The sequence below is a fragment of the Micromonospora sp. TSRI0369 genome (assembly GCF_001905625.1).
GTDB classification, from domain to species: Bacteria; Actinomycetota; Actinomycetes; order Mycobacteriales; family Micromonosporaceae; genus Micromonospora; species Micromonospora echinospora_A.
In genome coordinates this window covers 657,692-679,495 of record NZ_LIVU01000002.1, presented here as the reverse complement: position 1 = coordinate 679,495, position 21,804 = coordinate 657,692, and the positions used below count along the sequence as shown (strand labels likewise).

General features: G+C 72.7%; 18 protein-coding genes. 7 read left to right on the top strand and 11 right to left on the bottom strand.

All coding sequences use genetic code 11. The features are described 5' to 3' along the window. Positions 1 to 189 precede the first annotated feature (189 nt). Entirely contained in the window at positions 190 to 1,449 is a 1,260-nt protein-coding gene (locus AMK25_RS08335) for an Nramp family divalent metal transporter (RefSeq protein WP_073827545.1), read from the top strand. Positions 1,450 to 1,506: 57 nt separating this feature from the next. Here the strand turns inward: AMK25_RS08335 and AMK25_RS08330 are convergent, their stop codons facing one another. The 4 genes from AMK25_RS08330 to AMK25_RS08315 form a co-directional block, all read right to left on the bottom strand. After that, positions 1,507 to 2,451 carry an ABC transporter substrate-binding protein gene (locus AMK25_RS08330; protein ID WP_073827544.1) on the bottom strand — a complete coding sequence of 315 codons (945 nt, stop codon included), beginning with the start codon at positions 2,449 to 2,451 and terminating at the stop codon, positions 1,507 to 1,509. A gap of 32 nt (positions 2,452 to 2,483) precedes the next feature. Further along, entirely contained in the window at positions 2,484 to 3,356 is an 873-nt protein-coding gene (locus tag AMK25_RS08325; protein WP_073827543.1) for an ABC transporter ATP-binding protein, read from the bottom strand. Further along, positions 3,353 to 4,348 (bottom strand): FecCD family ABC transporter permease, encoded by a 996-nt coding sequence (locus AMK25_RS08320; protein ID WP_073827542.1) that lies wholly within the window; start codon positions 4,346 to 4,348, stop codon positions 3,353 to 3,355. Before AMK25_RS08320 ends, AMK25_RS08325 begins: the two co-directional genes overlap by 4 nt. 146 nt (positions 4,349 to 4,494) lie before the next feature. After that, positions 4,495 to 5,541 carry a FecCD family ABC transporter permease gene (locus tag AMK25_RS08315; RefSeq protein WP_073827541.1) on the bottom strand — a complete coding sequence of 349 codons (1,047 nt, stop codon included), beginning with the start codon at positions 5,539 to 5,541 and terminating at the stop codon, positions 4,495 to 4,497. A 104-nt stretch (positions 5,542 to 5,645) separates the two neighbouring features. Between AMK25_RS08315 and AMK25_RS08310 the strand changes: the two genes are divergently transcribed. After that, the gene (locus AMK25_RS08310; RefSeq protein ID WP_073827540.1) at positions 5,646 to 6,005 is read left to right on the top strand and encodes a YciI family protein; all 360 of its coding nucleotides are present in this window, start codon (positions 5,646 to 5,648) and stop codon (positions 6,003 to 6,005) included. A gap of 26 nt (positions 6,006 to 6,031) precedes the next feature. Here AMK25_RS08310 and AMK25_RS08305 read toward each other — a convergent pair whose 3' ends face one another. Next, on the bottom strand, positions 6,032 to 6,505 hold the full coding sequence (locus AMK25_RS08305; protein WP_073827539.1) for a cytidine deaminase family protein: 474 nt from the start codon (positions 6,503 to 6,505) through the stop codon (positions 6,032 to 6,034). Positions 6,506 to 6,642: 137 nt separating this feature from the next. On the opposite strand from AMK25_RS08305, the gene hrpA reads away from it, so the two are divergent. Continuing rightward, the gene (gene hrpA / locus AMK25_RS08300; protein ID WP_073827538.1) at positions 6,643 to 10,638 is read left to right on the top strand and encodes an ATP-dependent RNA helicase HrpA; all 3,996 of its coding nucleotides are present in this window, start codon (positions 6,643 to 6,645) and stop codon (positions 10,636 to 10,638) included. Between the two features lie 36 nt (positions 10,639 to 10,674). Here hrpA and AMK25_RS08295 read toward each other — a convergent pair whose 3' ends face one another. Both AMK25_RS08295 and AMK25_RS08290 read right to left on the bottom strand, forming a co-directional pair. After that, the gene (locus AMK25_RS08295; RefSeq protein ID WP_073827537.1) at positions 10,675 to 12,330 is read right to left on the bottom strand and encodes a D-glucuronyl C5-epimerase family protein; all 1,656 of its coding nucleotides are present in this window, start codon (positions 12,328 to 12,330) and stop codon (positions 10,675 to 10,677) included. Between the two features lie 101 nt (positions 12,331 to 12,431). Beyond that, positions 12,432 to 13,370 (bottom strand): LysR family transcriptional regulator, encoded by a 939-nt coding sequence (locus AMK25_RS08290; RefSeq protein ID WP_073827536.1) that lies wholly within the window; start codon positions 13,368 to 13,370, stop codon positions 12,432 to 12,434. An 83-nt stretch (positions 13,371 to 13,453) separates the two neighbouring features. Between AMK25_RS08290 and AMK25_RS08285 the strand changes: the two genes are divergently transcribed. The 4 genes from AMK25_RS08285 (at position 13,454) to AMK25_RS08270 (ending at position 17,659) form a co-directional block, all read left to right on the top strand. Next, entirely contained in the window at positions 13,454 to 14,137 is a 684-nt protein-coding gene (locus tag AMK25_RS08285; protein ID WP_073827795.1) for a succinate dehydrogenase cytochrome b subunit, read from the top strand. Between the two features lies 1 nt (position 14,138). Beyond that, on the top strand, positions 14,139 to 16,073 hold the full coding sequence (locus tag AMK25_RS08280; protein WP_073827535.1) for a fumarate reductase/succinate dehydrogenase flavoprotein subunit: 1,935 nt from the start codon (positions 14,139 to 14,141) through the stop codon (positions 16,071 to 16,073). Then, positions 16,070 to 16,822 (top strand): succinate dehydrogenase/fumarate reductase iron-sulfur subunit, encoded by a 753-nt coding sequence (locus AMK25_RS08275; RefSeq protein ID WP_073827534.1) that lies wholly within the window; start codon positions 16,070 to 16,072, stop codon positions 16,820 to 16,822. Before AMK25_RS08280 ends, AMK25_RS08275 begins: the two co-directional genes overlap by 4 nt. 129 nt (positions 16,823 to 16,951) lie before the next feature. Beyond that, positions 16,952 to 17,659 carry a TetR/AcrR family transcriptional regulator gene (locus tag AMK25_RS08270; RefSeq protein WP_073827533.1) on the top strand — a complete coding sequence of 236 codons (708 nt, stop codon included), beginning with the start codon at positions 16,952 to 16,954 and terminating at the stop codon, positions 17,657 to 17,659. Here the strand turns inward: AMK25_RS08270 and AMK25_RS08265 are convergent. From AMK25_RS08265 to AMK25_RS08250, 4 genes are read right to left on the bottom strand one after another with little or no spacing between them, the layout of a single operon-like run. Then, on the bottom strand, positions 17,645 to 18,778 hold the full coding sequence (locus AMK25_RS08265; RefSeq protein WP_073827532.1) for an acyl-CoA dehydrogenase family protein: 1,134 nt from the start codon (positions 18,776 to 18,778) through the stop codon (positions 17,645 to 17,647). The two genes, AMK25_RS08270 and AMK25_RS08265, sit on opposite strands and share 15 nt — an antisense overlap. Before the next feature lie 21 nt (positions 18,779 to 18,799). Beyond that, on the bottom strand, positions 18,800 to 19,828 hold the full coding sequence (locus AMK25_RS08260) for an LLM class F420-dependent oxidoreductase (protein WP_073827531.1): 1,029 nt from the start codon (positions 19,826 to 19,828) through the stop codon (positions 18,800 to 18,802). Next, a complete protein-coding gene (locus tag AMK25_RS08255) occupies positions 19,828 to 20,985 on the bottom strand; it encodes a CaiB/BaiF CoA transferase family protein (RefSeq protein ID WP_073827530.1) in 1,158 nt (385 codons plus the stop codon). Before AMK25_RS08255 ends, AMK25_RS08260 begins: the two co-directional genes overlap by 1 nt. Beyond that, positions 20,982 to 21,800 carry an enoyl-CoA hydratase-related protein gene (locus AMK25_RS08250; RefSeq protein WP_073827529.1) on the bottom strand — a complete coding sequence of 273 codons (819 nt, stop codon included), beginning with the start codon at positions 21,798 to 21,800 and terminating at the stop codon, positions 20,982 to 20,984. The genes AMK25_RS08255 and AMK25_RS08250 overlap by 4 nt, the downstream gene beginning before the upstream one ends. Positions 21,801 to 21,804: the final 4 nt, after the last annotated feature.

The window sequence follows — 21,804 nt, the reverse complement described above, 5'->3', positions numbered from 1 at the left end:
GGCATATGTGAGTAATAGTCGGGAACAACCCGGCATGGCTGTGGTCTCCATGACCTCGTCGCGCTGGTCCCGTTCGCGGACGCGCTGGAGCGCAACCCGGCGGCGGCCCGGCACGAACCCGCCTGACTCCGCCTCGCCCCCGCCGATCGTCGTCTCGTCCCGCCGCCCGTCGTCCGTCGAGGAGCACCAGTGGTAACAAACGACTCGCCCGTCGTACCCCCGCTGCGGACCGCCCGCGCCCCGCGCCCGGCACGCGGCCGCCTCATCCTGCTCGGACCGGCGTTCGTGGCCGCGGTGGCCTACGTCGACCCCGGCAACTTCGCCACCAACTCCACCGCCGGCGCCCGGTACGGGTACCTGCTGGTCTGGGTGGTGGTGGCGGCGAACCTGGCCGCCATGCTGGTGCAGACGCTCACCGCCAAGCTCGGCCTGGCCACCGGGCGCAGCCTGCCCGAGCTGTGCCGGGAGCACCTGCCCCGGCCGCTCAACCGCTTCATGTGGGCGCAGGCCGAGCTGGTCGCCATGGCCACCGACCTGGCCGAGGTGATCGGCGGGGCGGTCGCCCTGTACCTGCTGTTCGGCGTCCCGCTGCTGCCCGGCGGCCTGATCGTCGGCGCCGCCTCGTTCGCCATCCTGGCGCTGCGCTCCAGAGGCTTCCGGCCGTTCGAGATCGCCATCGCGGTGCTGCTCGGCGTGATCGTGCTGGCGTTCGCGGTCAACGTGGTCACCGCGCAGCCGGACGTGTCCGACGCCGCGGCCGGGCTGCTGCCCCGCATGCAGGGCACCGACAGCATGCTGCTCGCCGCCGGCATCCTGGGCGCGACGGTGATGCCGCACGTCATCTACGTGCACTCGGCGCTGACCCCGAACCGCCTGCCCACCGAGGGCGAGGCGCAGCGGCGGGTGGTCGCCAAAGGGCTACGCGTCGACGTGCTGATCGCGCTCGGCGTCGCCGGGGCGGTCAACCTGGCCATGCTGCTGGTGGCGGCGAGCAGCTTCCACGGCACGTCGATCCCCGGCACCGACACCCTCGAAGGTGTGCACGCCGGGCTCGCCACCACGCTCGGCACGGCAGCGGCGGTCGGCTTCGCGGTCGCGCTGCTCCTGTCCGGCCTCGCCTCCACCAGCGTGGGCACGTACGCCGGCGAGGTCATCATGCAGGGCTTCCTGCGCCGCCGGATTCCGCTGCTGGCCCGCCGGATGATCACGCTGCTGCCCGCGCTGGCCGTGCTCGCGATCGGCGTCGACCCGACCCGGGCGCTGGTGCTGTCCCAGGTGGTGCTGAGCTTCGGCATCCCGTTCGCGCTGATCCCGGTGGTGATGTTCACCCGCCGCCGGGACCTGATGGGCAGCCTGGTCAACCGCCGGGCCACCACCGCGGCGGCGGTGGCGATCACCGCGTTCGTGGTGGCGCTCAACGCGTTCCTGCTCTGGCAGCTGGCCGCCTGAAACACACCAGCGCCCGCCCGGCCTCGTGCGGCTGGACGGGCGCGGGTGTGCCGGGGCTCAGGCGGCCAGGTACTTCTCCAGGTCGTCCAGGATCTTGTTGGCGGCGCCGACGCCGATGCCGGTCATCCAGATCTCGTCGGAGACCACGTGCGCCTTGCCCGCCTTGACCGCCGACAGGCCCTTCCACAGCGTGCCGCCGGTGACCTTCGCCTGCTCGGCGGCGGCCTTCTCGCCGTACGCGGTAACGAACACCACGTCGCCGTCGGCCTCGGCGATGCGCTCCGGGCTGACCCGGTCCATCCGCTTGTCCTCCTTGCCGGCGAGCAGCTGCCGCTCGGGGCGGCCCAGGCCGGTGTCGCCGACGACGATGCCGGAGAACGAGTCCGGCCCGTACAGGCGGATCTCGGTCGGCATGAAGCGCACGATGGAGACCTTGCGGGACGCCGCGTCGCCGAGCTTCGCGCCGAAGTCCTCCGCCCGCTTCTCGTACTCGGCCAGCAGGTCCTTGGCCTGCTGCTCCTTGCCCAGCGCCGCGCCGTCGAGGAGGAAGTTCTCCTTCCAGGTGATGCCGACCTTCTCCGTGAAGACGGTCGGCGCGATCTTGGAAAGCTCGTCGTAGAACTTCTCCTGCCGGAACTTGCTGCCCAGGATCAGGTCCGGGTTGAGCGCGTTGATCGCCTCCAGGTCCGGCTCGGTGAGCACGCCGACCTCGGTGATGCCGGCGAGCTTCTCCGCGCCGAAGTAGGTGGGCCAGCTCTTCGCCTCACCGGCGGTGGCGGCGCCGACCGGGGTGACGCCGAGCGACAACGCGGTGTCGATCTTGTCGGTGTCGAGCACGACCACGCGCTTCGGCTCGGCGGGCACCTTCGTGGTGCCCATGGCGTGGGTGATCTCCCGGGTCTCCCCGGTGCCGGCGTCGCCGACGGGATCGCTCTCCCCGCATGCGGTGAGACCGACGCCGAGGGCGAGCGCGGCGGTGAGTGCGACGGCGAGACGACGCATGGTGTTCCTTTCGGTGGTGCGGGTCGGCGCGCTCAGGCGTCGCCGACGGGGACGCCGGCAGTGGCCGGCGTGGCGGCCGGAACGGCCGAGGTCTGGGTGGTTGCTTTTTCGGCGCGGGCGCTCTGGGTGAGGGCGGGCACCACCAGCGGCGCGCCGCTGACCGGGCAGGGCACGACCACGCAGTCCAGCCCGAACACGTCCCGGACCAGGTCCGCGGTGAGGATCTCGCGCGGCGGGCCGGCGGCGACCACCGCGCCGTCGCGCATGGCGATCAGGTGACCGGCGTACCGGGCCGCCTGGTTGAGGTCGTGCAGCACGGCCACCACGGTCCGGCCCCGCTCGGCGCGCAGCCGGTGCAGCAGGTCCAGCACCTCCACCTGGTGGGCCAGGTCCAGATAGGTGGTGGGCTCGTCCAGCAGCAGCGCGTCGGTGTCCTGGGCCAGCGTCATGGCGATCCACACCCGCTGGCGCTGGCCGCCGGAGAGCGTGTCCACCGCCCGGTCGGCCAGCCCCGCGACGTCGGCCAGCCGCATGGCCTCATCGACCGCCCGCCCGTCCTCGGCCGACCACTGCCGCCACCAGCGCTGGTAGGGCTGCCGGCCCCGCCCGACCAGGTCGGCCACGGTGATCCCCTCGGGCACCAGCGGGCTCTGCGGCAGCACGCCGAGCCGCCGGGCCACGTCCCGGGTGGGCAGGTCACGGATCGCCGCGCCGTCGAGCAGCACCGCGCCCCGCCGGGGGGTGAGCAGCCGGGCCATGGTGCGCAGCAGCGTCGACTTGCCGCAGGCGTTCGGGCCGACGATCACGGTGAACGTGTCGGCCGGCAGGTCGAGGTCCAGTCCGTCCAGCACGGTCCGGCCCTCGTACCCGACGACCAGGTCGCGGGTGGACAGCAGCGCGGTCACGAGCGCCTCCCTCGGGTGCGCAGCAGCACGAAGATCAGGTACGGGCCGCCGATCGCCGCGGTCAGCACGCCGGCCGGCAGTTGGGTGGGCGCCAGCAGCCGCCGGGCGCCCAGGTCGGCGAGCACCAGCAGCAACGCGCCCAGCAGCGCGGCGCAGAGCAGCGGCGGTCGCTCGGTCCGGGCCAGCCGGCGGGCCACCTGCGGGGCGACGAGCGCCACGAAGTCCACCGCGCCCACCTGGGCGGTGACCATGGCGGCGGCCAGCACGCCGGTGCCGGCCAGGCCCATGCGCCGGGCCACCGGCCGCAGGCCGATCCCCCGCGCGGTGTCGTCGTCGAGCGTGCTGCTGCGCAGCGCCCAGCCGGCCCAGAGGAGCACCGGCAGCAGCACGGCGAGCGTGCCGGCGATCCAGGCCGCCTCGCTCCACCCCTTGCCGGCGAGCGTGCCGATCAGCCAGATCTGCGCGCGCAGCCCGTCGATCGGGTCGGCGGTGAGCATGACGACCTCGATCAGCGCCCGGAACGCGAACGCCACCGCCACGCCTGCCAGCACGAACCGCTGGGCGGCCAGGCCGTGCCGGGCGCCCAGCGCGAACACCAGCACCGCCGCGGCCAGGCCGCCGAGCAGCGCCGCGGGCGCCACCAGCACCGCTGCCGCCCCGCTGGTCAGCGCGATGGTGGCGGCCAGTCCGGCGCCCTGGGTGACGCCGATGACGTCGGGGCTGGCCAGTGGGTTGCGGGCGACGCTCTGGATCAGCGTGCCGGCCACGCCGAAGGCCGCCCCGGCGACCGCCGCGAGGACCGCGCGGGGCAGTCGCAGGTCGCGCACCACGAGGTCGTACGGGGTGCCCGCGCCGGAGAGCGAGCGCACCACGTCGACGGGGGCCACGTACGGCGTCCCCAGCGACAGGCTGACCACCACCGCGAGGCAGAGCAACACGAACAGCACCACTGCCAGAACGACGGGCCGCCACCGGAACGGCACCACCACCATCGCCCCGACCCGCAGAACCCCGCGCCCGGTCCCCCGAGGCCCGCGTCGTTGATCTTGCACTTGCTGCCCCGACGGCGCCGGGATCGCCCCTTTCGCCGGGGCAGCACCTGCAAGATCGCGGGAAGCCGGGCTCGGGACCGGGGTGGTCATGTCGTCACCGTTTTGGCTCGGTGGACCAGGTAGGCCAGGAGGGGGGCGCCGAGCAGGGCCGTGATGATGCCGGCGGGGATCTCGCCGGGCGGGGCGACCAGGCGGCCGGCCACGTCGGCCGTGAGCACCAGCGCGGGGCCGAGCAGCGCGGCCACCAGCAGCGTCCACCTGTGGTCGGCGCCCACGAGCGCCCGGGCCAGGTGCGGCACCGCGAGCCCGACGAAGGCTATCGGCCCGGCGGCGGCCACCGCGGCGCCGGTGAGCAGCACGCCACCGCCGCCGGCGGCGAGCCGGACCAGGGCGACCCGGTGGCCGAGTCCCCGGGCCACGTCGTCGCCGAGGGCCAGCGCGTCCAGGCCGCGGGCGGCCAGCAGGGCCAGCACCACCCCGGCCGCCACGAACGGGAGCACCTGGCCGGCCACGCCGACGCCCCGGCCGGTCAGCCCGCCGACCACCCAGAAGCGGTACTCCTCGAACGTGCGGGCGTCGATGCTGAGCAGCGCGTACACGATGGCGCCGAGACCGGCGTCGAGGGCCGCGCCGACGAGCGCGAGGGTGACCGGGCTGGCGCCGTCGCGGGCGCGGTTGGCCACGGCGAACACGAGCAGCCCGGTGAGCAGCGCGCCGGCGATGCCGAACCAGACGTACCCGGCGAGCGTGCCGACCCCGAACACGGCGATGGCCAGCACCACGCCGAACGAGGCCCCGGCGCTGATGCCGAGGATGCGCGGCTCGGCCAGCGGGTTGCGGGTGACCGCCTGGAACAGCACCCCGGCCAGCGCCAGCGCGAGGCCGACGACCAGCCCGAGGACGGTACGCGGCAGCCGCATGTCCCGGACGACCGTGGTCGCGTCGCCGCCGTCCGGGGACACCAGCGCGTGCCACACCTGGTCGACGGGGAAGTGCCGGCTGCCGAGCGCCAGGCTGGCCAGCAGCGCCAGCAGGAGCAGGAGCGCCGCCGCCACGGTGACCGCGACGCGGCGGACGGTGCCGCGGCGGACGGGAGCCCCGGCCCGCGCGGGCCGGACGGCGACGGTGGTCACGGGGGGATCCTGGCCTTCCAGTTAGGTGCGCCTTACCTTAGCTGACCTGGTAAGGCGCGCCTAACCCGCCGGTGTCGATGCCCGGCAACCCCTAGCCTGAGGGCATGCGATTCGACAGGCACACGGTGGTGCTCCTGGTCCGCCCGGACGACGCGCCGGACCTGCCGCCCGACGCCCTCGACCGGATCCAGGACGCCCACCTGGCGCACCAGGCCGGGCTGGTGGAGCAGGGCGCGGTGCTCGCGGCCGGGCCGTTCCTGGACGGCGACGACGGGCGGGTCCGCGGCTTCGCGGTGCTGTCGGTGGACCCGCAGATGGCCCGTGAGCTCTACGCCAACGACCCGGCGGTACGCGCGGGCCATCTGGTCGCGCAGGTGAGCAGCTGGATGGTGCCGGAGGGTCAGGTCCGCTTCGAGCAGGTGCCGGTGCCCCGCTCGATGCTGGAGGCCGCCGCCGGCGACTGAGCGTCGCGGCTCGGCCGGAGCGCGGGTCAGTCCTCGGCGGCCTGCCGGACGCCCGGCACCACCGGTGTCGGCCACAGCGGGGCGCGCGGCCCGGCCGGCACCTCGACCTGCTGGTCGGACCAGACGTACGTCTCGGGCAGCAGGTCGGTCACCGGCACGGCGCGCAGCCCGTCCGGCGGCCCGACGATCACCTTGATCGACGGGAAGTAGTCGAGCAGCACCTGGCGGCAGCGCCCGCACGGCGGGATGACGCCGCGGCCCCGGTCCCCCACCGCGACGATCGTCTCCAGCTCGCCGGCGCCCTGTGTGGCGGCGGCGCCGATCGCCACCACCTCGGCGCACGGGCCGCCGGTGAAGTGGTAGACGTTGACGCCGCTGAACACCCGGCCGTCGGTGCTGCGCACGGCGGCGGCGACTGTGTGGTTGTCGCTGCGGCAGCGCAGTTTGGCCACGGCGGTGGCGGCCTGCACGAGCGCCCGGTCGGTGTCCCGCATGATCATCCCCGCCCCTCGTCGGCCCCGTCGGCCCCCGTCGGCGGCAACTTTATCCCCGTGGGGGCGGCCCGCCGGTGACGGCGCGCCCGTCGCCGGTAACCCGGGGGCGGTCCGCCGCGCGGCTGCCTATCCTTGGCGACGACATGCAGAATCCAGCCGTACCCGCCGCCCCTGACACCGCCCGCGACCTGCACCGCCGCCTCGCCCCGCTGATGTTCCGCGACCAGCGCCGCCTCCAGCGGCGGCTCGACGGCGTGCGGCGGCTGCGTGACCCGCAGCGGCGGGACGCGGCGCTGGCCGAGATCACGGCCGAGGTGACCCGCGCGGAGGCCCGGCTGGAGTCGCGCCGCGCGGCCGTGCCGGCGATCACCTACCCGGCGCAGTTGCCGGTGAGTGAGCGCAAGGACGACATCGCCGCCGCGATCCGCGACCACCAGGTGGTGATCGTGGCGGGTGAGACCGGCTCCGGCAAGACCACCCAGCTGCCCAAGATCTGCCTGGAGCTGGGGCGCGGGATCACCGGCCTGATCGGGCACACCCAGCCCCGCCGGCTGGCGGCCCGCACGGTCGCCGACCGGATCGCCGACGAGCTCGGCACCGAGCTGGGCGACGTGGTCGGCTACAAGGTGCGCTTCACCGACCAGGTGGGCGAGAACAGCCTGGTCAAGCTGATGACCGACGGCATCCTGCTGGCCGAGTTGCAGACCGACCGGATGCTGCGGCAGTACGACACGCTGATCATCGACGAGGCGCACGAGCGCAGCCTCAACATCGACTTCATCCTCGGCTACCTCAGGCAGCTCCTGCCCCGCCGGCCCGACCTCAAGGTGGTCATCACCTCGGCGACCATCGAGACCGACCGGTTCGCGAAGCACTTCGCCGACGCCGAGGGCAACCCGGCGCCGGTGGTCGAGGTGTCCGGGCGCACCTACCCGGTGGAGGTCCGCTACCGGCCGCTGGTCGAGGTCACCGAGGCCGAGGAGGAGGACGAGGCGGACGAGGAGAACGTCCGCGACCAGATCCAGGCCATCGGCGACGCGGTCGAGGAGCTGGCCGCCGAGGGACCGGGCGACATCCTGGTGTTCCTCAGCGGCGAGCGGGAGATCCGGGACACCGCCGACGCGCTGGGCAAGCTGGTGCAGTCCAAGCGGTCGCTGCTCGGCACCGAGATCCTGCCGCTGTACGCCCGGCTCTCCACCGCCGAGCAGCACCGGGTCTTCGCCGCGCACAGCAACCGCCGGGTGGTGCTGGCCACGAACGTCGCGGAGACCTCGCTGACGGTGCCGGGCATCAAGTACGTGGTGGACCCGGGCACCGCCCGGATCTCCCGCTACTCCAGCCGGCTGAAGGTGCAGCGGCTGCCGATCGAGCCGGTCTCGCAGGCCAGCGCCAACCAGCGCAAGGGCCGCTGCGGGCGTACCTCGGACGGCATCTGCATCCGCCTCTACGACGAGCAGGACTTCGACTCCCGGCCCGAGTTCACCGACCCGGAGATCCTGCGCACCAACCTGGCCTCGGTCATCCTCCAGATGACGGCGATCGGGCTCGGCGACGTGGCCGCGTTCCCGTTCATCGACCCGCCGGACCGGCGCAACATCACCGACGGCGTCAACCTGCTGCACGAGCTGGGCGCGCTCGACCCGGCCGAGACCGACCCGGCGAAGCGGCTCACCGCGCTGGGCCGCCGGCTGGCGCAGCTCCCGGTCGACCCCCGGCTAGCCCGGATGGTCCTGGAAGGCGAACGCAACGGCTGCGCCACCGAGGTGGTGGTGATCGCCGCCGCGCTGTCCATCCAGGACCCGCGCGAACGCCCGGCCGACAAGCAGGCCCAGGCCGACCAGGCGCACGCCCGGTTCGCCGACAAAGAGTCGGACTTCGTCGCGTACCTGAACCTGTGGCGCTACCTGCGGGAGAAGCAGCGGGAGCTGTCCTCCAGCGCGTTCCGCCGGATGTGCAAGGCCGAATACCTCAACTACCTGCGGGTACGCGAGTGGCAGGACATCGTCAGCCAGTTGCGCCAGGTCCTGCGTACCTCGGACAAGGGTGAGGGCCGGCGCGGCGCCGGCGCGGACCTGCCGGAGGAGATCGACACCCCGAAGGTGCACCAGTCGCTGCTGCCCGGCCTGCTGTCGCACCTCGGCCTCAAGGACGCGCAGAAACACGAGTACCTCGGCGCGCGGGGCGCGAAGTTCGCCGTCTTCCCCGGGTCCGCGCTGTTCAAGAAGCCGCCGCGCTGGGTGATGGCCGCCGAGCTGGTGGAGACGTCCCGCCTGTGGGGCCGGGTGGCCGGGCGGGTCGAGCCGGAGTGGGTCGAGCCGCTGGCCCAGCACCTGGTCAAGCGCAGCTACAGCGAGCCGCACTGGGAGAAGAAGCAGGCCGCGGTGATGGCCTACGAGAAGGTCACGCTGTACGGCATCCCGCTCGTCACCTCCCGCAAGGTGAACTTCGGGCGGATCGATCCGGCGCTGAGCCGGGAGCTGTTCATCAGGCACGCCCTGGTGGAGGGCGACTGGCAGACCCACCACCACTTCTGGCGGGACAACCAGCGGCTCCTGACCGAGATCGAGGAGCTGGAGAACCGGGCCCGGCGGCGCGACATCCTGGTCGATGACGAGACCATCTTCGCCTTCTACGACCAGCGTATCCCCGCCGACGTGGTCTCCGGCCGGCATTTCGACTCGTGGTGGAAGAAGACCCGCCGGGAGCAGCCGGACCTGCTCACGTTCACCCGCGAGCTGCTCGTCAACGACGGTCGCGGCGGGGTGGACGAGGAGGACTACCCGGACGAGTGGCGGGCCGACGGCGTGACGCTGCCGCTGACGTACACGTTCGACCCGACCGTGCCCACCGACGGCGTCACTGTGGACATCCCGTTGCCGCTGCTCAACCAGGTGCCGGCGGAGAGCTTCGACTGGCAGGTGCCGGGGCTGCGCGAGGAGCTGGTCGTCGCGCTGATCCGGTCGCTGCCCAAGCCGGTGCGGCGCAACTTCGTGCCGGTGCCCGACTACGCGCGGGCCGCGCTGGCCGCGATCACGCCGGGCGAGGAGCCGCTGCTGGCCGCGCTGACCCGGCAGTTGCGCCGGATGACCGGGGTGACCGTCCCCGCGGACGCGTGGGACCTGGACAGGCTGCCGCCGCACCTGCGGGTCACGTTCCGGGTGCTCGGCGAGGACGACAAGCCGGTCGCCGAGGGCAAGGACCTGCCGGCGCTGCAACGCGAGCTGCGCCAGGAGGTACGCCAGGTCGTGGCCGCCGCCGCGCCGGACGTGGCACGTTCCGGGCTGACCGAGTGGTCGATCGGCGCGCTGCCGCGCACCATCGAGCAGGTCCGCGCCGGCTTCGCGGTGACCGCGTACCCGGCACTGGTGGACGAGGGCGCCACCGTCGGGGTGAGGGTGTTCGACTCGGCCCCCGAGCAGGAGGCCGCGCACTGGGCGGGCACCCGGCGGCTGCTGCGGCTGACGCTGCCGTCACCGGCGAAGTTCCTCCAGGGGCGGCTGAGCAACGAGGCGAAGCTGGCGCTGTCGCGCAACCCGCACGGCAGCGTGCCGGAGCTGATCGAGGACGCGGCCGGGGCGGCGATCGACAAGCTGATCGGCGACGCGGGTGGCCCGGCCTGGGACGCCGAGGGCTTCGCCGCGCTGCGCGACACCGTGCGGGCCGACCTGGTGGACACTGTGGTCGAGGTGATGGATCGGGTCCGGCGGGTGCTGGCCGCCGGGTACGCGGTGGAGCAGCGGCTCGGCGCGACCCGGAACCTGGCGGTGGTGGCCGCGCTGGCCGACATCCGCAACCAGCTCACCGGCCTGGTGCACAAGGGCTTCATCACCGAGGCCGGTTACGCGCGCCTGCCCGACCTGCTGCGCTACCTGACCGCGATCGAGCGGCGGCTGGACCGGCTGCCCGGCAACCCGCAGCGGGACAAGCAACAGCAGGACCGGGTCGCCGTGGTGCAGAAGGAGTACCAGGACATGCTCGCCGCGCTGCCGCCGGGCCGCCGCCAGGAGACAGCGGTCCGGCAGATCCGCTGGATGATCGAGGAGCTGCGGGTGAACGTGTTCGCGCAGGCCCTCGGCACCCCGTACCCGGTCTCCGAACAGCGCATCTACCGGGCCATGGACGACGCCGAGGGCCGCTGAGCCGCCGCGCCGGCCGACGCCGGCGCGGCGGTCCGGTCAGCGGCGGATCACCGCGCCGAAGCCGAGCCAGCGTCCGGCGTACGGACCTTCGACGAGGCGGACGTGCTCGCGGCCGTTGAGCACCGAGCGGCCGTCGATGGCTACCGGGTCACCGACCCGGTAGGTGGTGGGCACCGACTTCATCAGCCCGGCGGCGTCGATCGAGTACGCCGGTGGGGCGTCGACAGCTATCGTGCCGGGCCGGTGCAGCTTGTAGCCGAACCCGGCGCAGATGCCGACCTGGTACCGGTAGGGCGAGTACTCCTGCACGTAGTAGCCGGTCAGGGTGCCGGCGGTGATCGCGTACCAGATCCCGGTCTGGCGCATGATCTTCACGCGGTCGCCGGACGGCGCGGCGCTGGCACGGGCCAGCGTCATCTTCGTCCGCGCGGTCACCGTGCCGGCGCTGTTGAACTTGTACGCGGTGTGCGTGCCGTTGGAGAACCGGATGTTGCCCTTCACGCCGTAGGGCGGATAGTCGGTGTACCAGAGGTCGGCGAGCTGGGCCAGGTACGTGTCACCGGTGATGGCGTACTGCTGGACGAACTGGAACATGTGGGTGGAGTGGTACTGGCCGGCGTCGATGCCGTGGGTCAGGCAGTAGCGGCTGCGCCAGTGCCGCACCCGGGCCTGCTCCCACACGTCCCGGTAGGTGGTGATCGCGCCCTGCAGCATCAGCTTGGCATCGGCGTTGCGGGTGAGCACCCAGTAGTCGTAGAGGCCGTACGCGGAGAACATGTGCCCGTTGTAGGTGCGGTCGCCGCGGACCGCCTTCGGGTGCGGGTACTCCTCCAGCCACAGCAGACCGTCGACCACGTACACGCCCCACGGCTGGCCGGCCGCCGCGGGCAGCAGGTACGAGGCAAAGGTGGCGTCCGCGGCGCCCTTCCACTTCGTCTCGCCGGTGCGCTGGTAGAGCCGGGTGAACAGGCTCAGCGCCTGCCCCTGGGCCATCATCGAGTACCACGGCGCCGGGTAGAGGTCGGGGCCGCCGTGCAGCCGGTGGTCGAACGGGTACGGATAGAACCACGCGCCGGAGCGCAGGGTGCGGCGGTCGATCAGGCGCTGCGCCTGCCGCTTCGCCCGGTCCAGGTACGCCTGGTTGCCGGTGATCCGGTGGGCCTCCATCAGGTGCAGGCCGTACTGCGCCTGCGCGACCGGGTGGTCGTAGAGCCGGCCGCCGAGGCGCACCATGCGCACCCCGGTGGAGTCGTGCACGCCGGGATCGACGAGCGGGACCGGCGAGGTCATGTGGTAGGGCTCGATGCCGATCGGCAGTTCCCGGATCTCGAAGTCGTCGTACCGGAACTGGAACGGCACCGACGCCGCGTTGGCGTACCGGCGGGTCGGTCCGCCGACGCGGCCGGCGCCCGGCGTGGACGCCGCGCGCGGGGCGAGCCGGGGCACGTCCCGGGCCGGGATCGCGGACACCTCCGGCAGTGGCTCGACCGGCCCCGGCGGGCCGATCTCCAGGGCCGGGTCGATGACCGGGTCCGCCGGCACCAGGAGCGAGGTCGTCGGGGACGCCGCGGCCCAGGCGGGGCCGCCGCCGAGCAGCGGGACCGAGGCGGCGGCCAGGGAGCCGGCGACGACGGCGCGCCGGCTCAGTTCGGGTGTCGGGCCGGCGGTCTCGGACGGGTCTTGATGGCGCATGCGAACCTCCCGTGTCTTCACATGCTGGGCATCAGCCTTCCCATGCTGTTCCCGTCGACCGGGACGAGCAAGGACATTCGTTCCGACATGTCGGAGATCCGTCAAACAGCCGGTAACGGCTCCACACCGGGCGGGAGCTGGTCGGCGGCGGTGGCGTCGTGGACGTACTCCAGGAGGATGCGGCGCAGCTCGCGCCCGGCATGGGTGGGGACCACGTCGCGGCGGCGGGCCACCGCGATGGTCCGGCGGACTCCGGGCGGCACGAGCCGGGTGACCCGGATGCCGGCGCGGCGGGCCACCACGATGCCCGGCACCAGCGCGACGCCGAGCCCGGCCTCGACGAAGCTGAGCACCGCGTCCATCTCTCCGCCGTCGACGGACAGGGTCGGCTCGAACCCGGCCGCCCGGCACGCCTGGAGCGTGGCGTCGCGCAGGTCGTAGCCCTCGCGGAACATGACCAGCGGCTGGTCGCGCAGGTCGGTGATGGACAGCTCGCCGGTGGCCGAGGCGCCGGGGAGCGGGTCGACGGAGGCGACCACCAGGCTCTCCCGCAGGATCGGGTCGGCGCGCAGCCCCGGGTCGGTGCCGGCCGACGGCATGATGATCAGGGCGAGGTCGAGGCCGCCGCGAAGCAGGTCCCGGACGAGGTCCTGCGAGCCGCCCTCCTCCACGCGCAGGTCGATCGTGGGGTGCGCGTCACGGAACCGGCGCAGCACCGGCGGCGCGAGCGAGGTGGCCAGACTGGGCGTGGCGCCGAGCCGGACCCGGCCACGGCGCAGCCCGACCAGCTCCTGCACCTCGCGGGTCGCGGTGTCGACGTCGGCCAGGATCCGCTTGGCCAGTGGCAGCAGCACCTCGCCGGCCGCGGTGAGTGTGATGTTGCCCCTTACCCGCTCGAACAACGGGGCCCCCAGGTCGGTCTCCAGCGCGTGAATTTGCTTACTCAACGAAGGCTGGGTTATGCCGACAAGATCGGCCGCCTGGGTGAAATGTCGTACTTCGGCGACCGCTACGAAGTACCGAAGCTGATGGAGCTGCATCTACATAGCCTACGGCTATCAACGCTGCGATTTCGATGCATTGGACGCCTGATCGAAGTGCTCCTAGCGTCGTTCGCGTGGTAATCACGAAAACTCGGTCGCCCATCCGCTCGAACGTCGGCCTCAAGGCCGTCATGGCGGTGACGGGCATCATCCTTGTGCTGTTCCTGATCCTGCACATGCTCGGGAACCTGAAGATCTTCACGGGCGAGACGTCGTTCGACCACTACGCGCACTGGCTGCGCGACATCGGCACGCCGCTGCTGCCCACGACGTGGTTCCTGTGGATCCAGCGCACCGTGCTCACCGTGGCCGTCCTCGGGCACATCGGCGCGGCCACCATGCTCGCGATGCGGTCCCGCGCCGCCCGGCCGGTGAAGTACGCGCACCGCCGCAAGATCCACGTGAACTACGCGGCCCGCACGATGCGCTGGGGTGGTGTGATCATCCTGCTCTTCGTGATCTACCACATCCTCGACCTGACCACGGGTCACCTGAACCCGCAGGGCGACCCGGCCAACCCGTACGGCAACGTGGTCGCCGGCTTCGCGCCGGAGCGCTGGTACGTCACGCTCTTCTACACCCTCGCGCTGGTGACCCTCGGCTTCCACCTGCGCCACGGCGCGTTCAGCGCGTTCCGCAGCCTCGGCCAGCAGACCCCGAAGGGCGAGCGCCGGGCCAAGATCGCCGCGCTCGTCTTCGCCGTCGCGCTCGTCGGCGGCTACCTGCTGGTCCCGTTCGCCGTGATCACCGGATTGGTGTCCTGACATGGATCTCTACAGCGAAGGCGACCCGATCGCCGACACCCGGGCCCCGGACGGCCCGATCGAGACGCGGTGGGAGCGCCACCGCTTCGAGATGAAGCTGGTCAACCCGGCCAACCGCCGCAAGATGACGGTGATCGTGGTCGGCACCGGCCTGGCCGGCGGCTCCGCCGCCGCCACGCTGGCCGAGCAGGGCTACCAGGTGCGGTCCTACTGCTACCAGGACAGCCCGCGCCGGGCCCACTCGATCGCCGCGCAGGGCGGCATCAACGCCGCCAAGAACTACCGCAACGACGGCGACTCGGTGCACCGCCTCTTCTACGACACGGTCAAGGGCGGCGACTTCCGCTCCCGCGAGTCGAACGTGCACCGGCTGGCCGAGGTGTCGGTCAACATCATCGACCAGTGCGTGGCCCAGGGCGTGCCGTTCGCCCGCGAGTACGGCGGCCTGCTCGACACCCGTTCCTTCGGCGGCGCGCAGGTCCAGCGCACCTTCTACGCCCGGGGCCAGACGGGCCAGCAGCTGCTGCTCGGCGCGTACCAGGCCCTGGAGCGGCAGATCGGCCTGGGCAACGTGGAGATGAACGCCCGCCACGAGATGCTCGAACTGGTCATCGTCGACGGCCGGGCGCGCGGCATCGTGGTCCGCGACATGGTCACCGGCGAGATCAGCACCGAGATGGCCGACGCCGTCGTGCTCGCCTCCGGCGGGTACGGCAACGTCTTCTACCTCTCCACGAACGCCAAGGGCTGCAACGTCACCGCCTCCTGGCGGGCGCACCGCAAGGGCGCGTACTTCGCCAACCCCTGCTACACGCAGATCCACCCGACCTGCATCCCGGTCTCCGGCGACCACCAGTCGAAGCTGACCCTGATGAGCGAGTCGCTGCGCAACGACGGCCGGGTGTGGGTGCCGAAGGCCAAGGGCGACCAGCGCAGCCCCCGGGAGATCCCCGAGGACGAGCGGGACTACTACCTGGAGCGGATCTACCCCTCCTTCGGCAACCTGGTCCCCCGCGACATCGCCTCCCGCGCCGCGAAGAACGTCTGCGACGAGGGACGCGGCGTCGGCCCGAGCGGCCTCGGCGTCTACCTCGACTTCGCCGACGCGATCGACCGGCTCGGCCGCAAGGCCATCGAGGCCAAGTACGGCAACCTCTTCGAGATGTACGAGCGGATCACCGGCGAGGACCCGTACGAGGTCCCTATGCGGATCTATCCCGCCGTGCACTACACGATGGGCGGCCTCTGGGTCGACTACGACCTGCAGTCGAGCATCCCCGGCCTGTTCGTGATCGGTGAGGCCAACTTCTCCGACCACGGCGCGAACCGGCTCGGCGCCTCGGCACTGATGCAGGGCCTTGCGGACGGCTACTTCGTGCTGCCGAACACGCTCGCCAACTACCTGGCCTCCGGCGCGCTGGAGAAGGTCGACGCGAGCCACCCCGAGGCGGTCGCGGCGCGTACCGACGTCGAGGACCGGATCAAGCGGCTGCTCGCGATCAACGGCGACCGCACCGTGGACTCGTTCCACCGCGAGCTGGGCCAGATCATGTGGGAGCACTGCGGCATGGAGCGCTCCGAGGCCGGGCTGCGCAAGGCGATCGACGAGATCCGCGCGCTGCGCGAGCAGTTCTGGCAGCGGGTGCGCGTGCCGGGCGACGGCGAGGGGCTCAACCAGTCGCTGGAGAAGGCCGGCCGGGTGGCCGACTTCTTCGAGCTGGCCGAGCTGATGTGCATCGACGCGCTGCACCGCGAGGAGTCCTGCGGCGGCCACTTCCGGGCCGAGCACCAGACCCCCGACGGCGAGGCGCAGCGCGACGACGACCGGTTCGCGTACGTGGCGGCCTGGGAGTACACCGGCACCGGTGAGCCCGTGCTGCACAAGGAAGACCTGACCTTCGAATACGTTCACCCCACGCAGCGGAGCTACAAGTGAACCTGACCCTGCGCATCTGGCGCCAGCACGGCCCCGAGGACAAGGGTCGGATGGTGACCTACCCGGTGCAGGACGTGTCGCCGGACATGTCCTTCCTGGAGATGCTCGACGTGCTGAACGAGCGGCTGATCCTCGACGGCGAGGAGCCGGTCGCGTTCGACCACGACTGCCGCGAGGGCATCTGCGGCATGTGCAGCCTCATGATCAACGGTGAGGCGCACGGCCCGCAGCGCGGCACCACCGCCTGCCAGCTGCACATGCGGCAGTTCTCCGACGGCGACACGATCGACATCGAGCCGTGGCGGGCCCGGGCCTTCCCGGTCGTCAAGGACCTGGTGGTCAACCGCAACGCGTTCGACCAGATCATCGCGGCCGGCGGCTACGTCACCGCGCCGACCGGCAGCGCCCCGGAGGCGCACTCGGTGCCGGTGCCGAAGGCCGACGCGGACGCCGCGTTCGAATCGGCCGCCTGCATCGGCTGCGGAGCCTGCGTGGCGGCCTGCCCGAACGGCTCCGGCATGCTGTTCACCGCCGCGAAGATCACCCAGCTCTCGCTGCTGCCGCAGGGCCAGCCGGAGCGCTACACCCGGGTGATCGGCATGGTGGACGCGCACGACGAGGCCGGCTTCGGCGGCTGCACGAACATCGGCGAGTGCGCTTCGGCCTGCCCGAAGGGCATCCCGCTGAACACCATCGGCCGGCTCAACCGGGACTACCTGAAGGCGACGGCCAAGCGCGCCGGCTCCTGAGCACCGCACGACGGCCGCGACCGCCGCGCCCCGCACCCGGGAGCGCGGCGGTCGCGCTTTGCCGGGGTACGCCCCGGCGGTTGGTACGGTGAAGCGCCAGTCGCGTCACCGTCTCTCCCGGGAGGGCACATGGCCCGGACCGCCCCCGCGCAGGCGTCCTCCCCCCAGGCGGGTCACGGCGGGCCGGCCGGCCCGCCGGAGTCGCTGCTGGAACGCGCGTTCACCGAGGCGCTGCAGAGCGCCGACGAGACCGACGAGGTGGCCACCCGGATCCTCGACGCCGCCTACGAGCAGTTCTGCCGCATGGGCATCCGGCGCTCCACGATGGAGGACGTGGCCCGCCGGGCCGGCGTCTCCCGGATCACCGCGTACCGCCGGTTCGCCACCAAGGACCGGCTGGTCGAGCAGGTGGTACGCCGGGAGTTCCGCCGCTACTTCGACCAGTTCCTCCTCGACATCCAGCGGGCGGAGACCGTCGCTGACCGGGTGGTGCTGGGCTTCGTCAGCGCGCTGGGCGCGATCCGCCGCAACCCGCTGATCGGTGGGCTGATGAGCGTCGAGCCGGACGTGCTCATCCCCTCGATGATCAGCGACGGCGGGCGGACGCTGGCCACCGTGCAGCGGTTCGTCGCCGGGCAGCTGCGCCGCGAGCAACGCGCCGGCACCATCTCCGGCGCCGTGGACGTCGAGGTGGTGGCCGAGCTGATGACGCGGCTGTCCTGCTCCTTCCTGCTCACCCCGAGCCACGTCATCGACCTGGACGACGACGACGCGCTGCGGGAGATGGCCCGCCGGTTCCTCGTACCCATGCTGGAGACCGGCTCACAGGCCCAGTGACCGGCCGATCACCTCCTTCATGATCTCGGTGGTGCCGCCGTAGATGGTCTGGACACGGGCGTCCAGGTAGGCGCGGGCCACCGGGTACTCGCGCATGTAGCCGTAGCCGCCGTGCAACTGCAGGCACCTGTCGACGGTGCGCTTCTGCAACTCGGTGCACCACCACTTCGCCATCGCCGCCGTCTCCGCGCCGAGGTCCGGCGCCACCAGGCAGTCGTCGACGAAGACCCGGCCCAGTCGCAGCTCGGTGGCGAGTTCGGCGAGCACGAACCGGTTGTGCTGGAAGCTGCCGATGGGACGGCCGAACGCCTGACGCTGCTTGCAGTACTCCAGCGTCTGCGCGAACACCGTCTCGGCGCCGGCGAGCGCCGCGACGGCTATCGACAGCCGTTCCAGCGGCAGGTTGCGCATCAGGTAGGCGAAGCCCTCCCCCTCCGCGCCGAGCAGGTTGGCCGCCGGCACGCGGACGTCGGCGAAGAACAGCTCGGCGGTGTCCTGCGCCTTCTGCCCGAGCTTGTCGAGGTTGCGGCCCCGCTCGAAGCCCGGCATGCCCCGCTCGACCACCAGCAGGCTGATCCCCCGCCGCCCGGCGTCCGGGTCGGTACGGGCGACCACGACGACCAGATCGGCCAGGATGCCGTTGCTGATGAACGTCTTCTGCCCGTTGAGCACCCAGCCGTCGCCGTCGCGTACCGCCGTGGTGGTGATGCCCTGCAGGTCGCTGCCGGCGCCCGGCTCGGACATGGCGATGGCGGTGACGATCTCGCCGGAGCAGAAGCCGGGCAGCCAGCGCTGCTTCTGCTCCTCGGTGGTCAGGTCGGTCAGGTACGGCCCGATGATGTCGTTGTGCAGGCCGAACGCCGGGCCACTGGCACCGGCCCGGGCCAGTTCCTCGGTCAGGACGGCGTGGAAGCGCCGGTCGGTCACCCCGGCGCCGCCGTACCGCTCGTCGACGAAGAAACCGAGCAGGCCGGCGGCCCCGGCGGCCCGCCACACGGCGCGGTCGACGATGCCGTCGGCCTCCCAGCGCTCGTGGTGCGGGGTGATCTCCTTGTCGATGAACGCGCGCACCAGTTCGGCGAACGCGAGGTGGTCGGCGGTGAAGATCGCGCGGTCCATGTGTCAGCTCCCTACCCTGCGCTACCGGGCCATGTCCGCGACGGCGGCAACGAGACGCCGGGGATCGTCGCCCAGCGGCGCGACGTTGAGGACGGTCACGCCCGCGTCGCGGAATTCCTGCACCCGGTCGCGCACGTAGCTCTCCGGCCCGATCAGGCTGGTGCGTTCCAGCAGTTCGGCCGGCACCGCGGCGGCGGCCTCGGCCTTGCGGCCGGCCAGGTAGAGGTCCTGGATGCGGTCCGCCTCGGCCGGGTAGCCGTAGCGGCACAGCAGGTCGTGGTAGAAGTTGCGGCCCTTGGCGCCCATCCCACCCACGTACAGCGCGATCAGCGGCCGGGCCAGGTCGCGCAGCCCGGTCACGTCCGGGCCGATCGCCAGCGGGCCACCGGCCACCACCTCCAGCGGCCCGAGATCGGCGGGCCGTTTCGCCCGGCCGGCCGCCAGCGCGTCACCCCAGACGTCGCCCGCGCGCTGCGGGTCGTAGAGGAACGGCAGCCACCCGTCGGCGATCTCGGCGGTCATCCGCACGTTCCGGTCGCCCAGGCTGGCCACGTGGATCGGGATGCGGTCGCGGACCGGGTGGGTGAGGATCTTCAGCGGCTTGCCCAGCCCGGTGCCCTCACCGGGCGGCAGCGGCAACCGGTAGAGCCCGTCGTTCGTCAGCGTCTCGCGCCGCCACACCCGCCGGCAGATGTCGATCACTTCCCGGGTGCGGGCCAGCGGCCGGTCGTACGCCACGCCGTGCCAGCCCTCGATCACCTGCGGCCCGGACGCGCCCAGACCGAGGATGGCGCGGCCACCGGACATCGCGTCCAGGCCCGCCGCGGTCTGCGCCAGCAACGCCGGGGTACGCGAAAAGATCGGCAGGATGGCGGAACCGATGTGCACCCGGCTCGTCCGGGCGGCCAGGTAACCCATCACAGTGGGCGCGTCGAAGCCGTACGCCTCGGACACCCAGACCACGTCCAGGCCGTCCTGTTCCCAGGCGGCCACGTCGTCGGCCCCACCGCGGGGGTCGGCGGCGTAGGCGAGCGTCGTCCCGATACGCATCAGCGAACTCCCTGTCCCTGGCGGACGGCGCCGCCGTCGCGCCACCGTCGTAGGTGTGTGCCCAGTCCCCAGTCGGTGAGGGCGGGCTCGGTGTCCGCGCCGGGCGCGGGCGGCGGGCCGCCGACCCGGCCGGGTGTCCCGGACAGGCGGGGCGCCACGGCGGGTTGCCGGACGCCGAAGTGCTCCTCGTACGTGCCGCGCGCCACGAGGTGCGGGTGGTGTTGCGCCTCGGTGAGCGAGAGCACCGGCGCGACGCAGGCGTCGGTGCCGTCAAACACCGCTGTCCACTCGTCGCGGGTACGGCCGGCGAACACCTCGGCGAAGCGGGCACGCAGCACCGGCCATCCGGCGACGTCGTGCTGTGCCGGCAGGTCCGCGTCGGCGAGGCCGAGCAGGCGCAGCAGTTCGGCGTAGAACTGGGGTTCCAGCGCGCCCACGGCCATGTGCCCGCCGTCGGCGGTGGCGTACACGTCGTAGAACGGCGCGCCGCCGTCGAGCAGGTTGCGGCCCCGCTCGGGTCGCCAGGCGCCCTGCGCGAGCAGCCCGGCGAACGGGGTGGTGAGGTGGGCCGCGCCGTCCACGATGGCGGCGTCGACGACCTGCCCGCGCCCGGTGGCGCCGGCCACGTGCAGCGCCGCCAGGATGCCGACGACCAGGTAGAGCGCGCCGCCGCCGAAGTCGCCGACCAGGTTGAGCGGGATCTGCGGTGGCCCGCCGGCGCGGCCGATGGGGTGCAGCGCCCCGGCCACGGCGATGTAGCCGATGTCGTGGCCGGCGGCGCGGGCCAGCGGCCCGTCCTGCCCCCACCCGGTCATCCGTCCGTAGACCAGGGCGGGGTTACGGGCCAGCGCGGCCTCCGGTCCGACGCCGAGCCGCTCGGCCACGCCGGGACGCCAGCCCTCGATCAGGATCGCGGCCCGGCCGGCGAGTTCGAGGACCACCTCGGCGCCGTCGGGGTGCTTCAGGTCCACCACCACCGAGCGCTTGCCCCGGTTGAGCAGGTTCCGCCCGGGCTCGCCGGCGGCGAACGCGCCGGGCTCCGGCCGGTCGACGCGCACCACGTCGGCGCCCAGGTCGGCCAGCAGCATGGCGGCGAACGGGCCGGGCCCGATCCCGGCCAGTTCCACGACCCGGACGCCGGCGAGCGGGCCGCTCACGCGCCGGCCCGCGGGGCGAAGCGGGGTGCGCGTCCCTGGGCCCGGCTGAGCAGGGCCTCGCCGAAGTCGGCCCCGGCGAGGGAGGCGGTCATGAGCCGGACGGCGTCGCCGGCCGCCTCGGCTGCCCCGGTCTCCAGGCCCGACCAGACCTGCTGCCGGATCACCGCCATGGAGGCCGGTGAGCAGTGCTCGGCGAGGTCCGCCGCATAGGCTTGCGCCTCGGCCAGCACCTCCTCGTGTGGGAGCACGCGTTGCACCAGCCCGATCCGGTACGCCTCCGCCGCGTCGACCTTGCGGCCGGACAACAGCAGGTCCAGCGCGTTGCCGACGCCGATCAGCCGGGGCAGCAGCCAGGCGCTGCCGTACTCGCCGACGAGGCCGAGCCGGCTGAACGAGGTGGCCAGGCGCGCCCGCTCGGACAGGAACCGCACGTCGGCGTAGAGCGCGTGGACCAGGCCCAGGCCGGCCGCTCCGCCGTTCACCGCCGCGACGATCGGCGTACCGAGCGTCAACGGCAGGTGCGGTGGGAAGCCGAACCCGTCTGCCAGCAGGTCACGGTTGTGCCCGTCGAGCAGCGCGACGAGCGCCTCCGGGTCGGCGCCGGCGCAGAACCAGTCGCCGGCGCCGGTCACCACTATCGCCCGTACCTGCGGGTCGGCGTCGGCGGCCACCAGCGCGGCGTAGTAGTCGCGGAACATCTCCAGTGACATCGCGTTGCGCCGGTCGGGCCGGTCGAACCAGATGGTGCGGATGCCACCGGCGGTGGCAGCCCGCAGGCCGTCACCGACCGGCTCGACTTTTGTGACATTTGACATTTGA

Coding starts and splice junctions, on each gene's coding strand:
- AMK25_RS08250 (WP_073827529.1), bottom strand. CDS start 21,800: ATGTCAAATGTCACAAAAGTCGAGCCGGTCGGTGACGGCCTGCGGGCT.
- AMK25_RS08270 (WP_073827533.1), top strand. CDS start 16,952: ATGGCCCGGACCGCCCCCGCGCAGGCGTCCTCCCCCCAGGCGGGTCAC.
- hrpA (WP_073827538.1), top strand. CDS start 6,643: ATGCAGAATCCAGCCGTACCCGCCGCCCCTGACACCGCCCGCGACCTG.
- AMK25_RS08290 (WP_073827536.1), bottom strand. CDS start 13,370: ATGCAGCTCCATCAGCTTCGGTACTTCGTAGCGGTCGCCGAAGTACGA.
- AMK25_RS08310 (WP_073827540.1), top strand. CDS start 5,646: ATGCGATTCGACAGGCACACGGTGGTGCTCCTGGTCCGCCCGGACGAC.
- AMK25_RS08260 (WP_073827531.1), bottom strand. CDS start 19,828: ATGCGTATCGGGACGACGCTCGCCTACGCCGCCGACCCCCGCGGTGGG.
- AMK25_RS08295 (WP_073827537.1), bottom strand. CDS start 12,330: ATGCGCCATCAAGACCCGTCCGAGACCGCCGGCCCGACACCCGAACTG.
- AMK25_RS08320 (WP_073827542.1), bottom strand. CDS start 4,348: ATGGTGGTGGTGCCGTTCCGGTGGCGGCCCGTCGTTCTGGCAGTGGTG.
- AMK25_RS08280 (WP_073827535.1), top strand. CDS start 14,139: ATGGATCTCTACAGCGAAGGCGACCCGATCGCCGACACCCGGGCCCCG.
- AMK25_RS08265 (WP_073827532.1), bottom strand. CDS start 18,778: ATGGACCGCGCGATCTTCACCGCCGACCACCTCGCGTTCGCCGAACTG.
- AMK25_RS08305 (WP_073827539.1), bottom strand. CDS start 6,505: ATGATCATGCGGGACACCGACCGGGCGCTCGTGCAGGCCGCCACCGCC.
- AMK25_RS08330 (WP_073827544.1), bottom strand. CDS start 2,451: ATGCGTCGTCTCGCCGTCGCACTCACCGCCGCGCTCGCCCTCGGCGTC.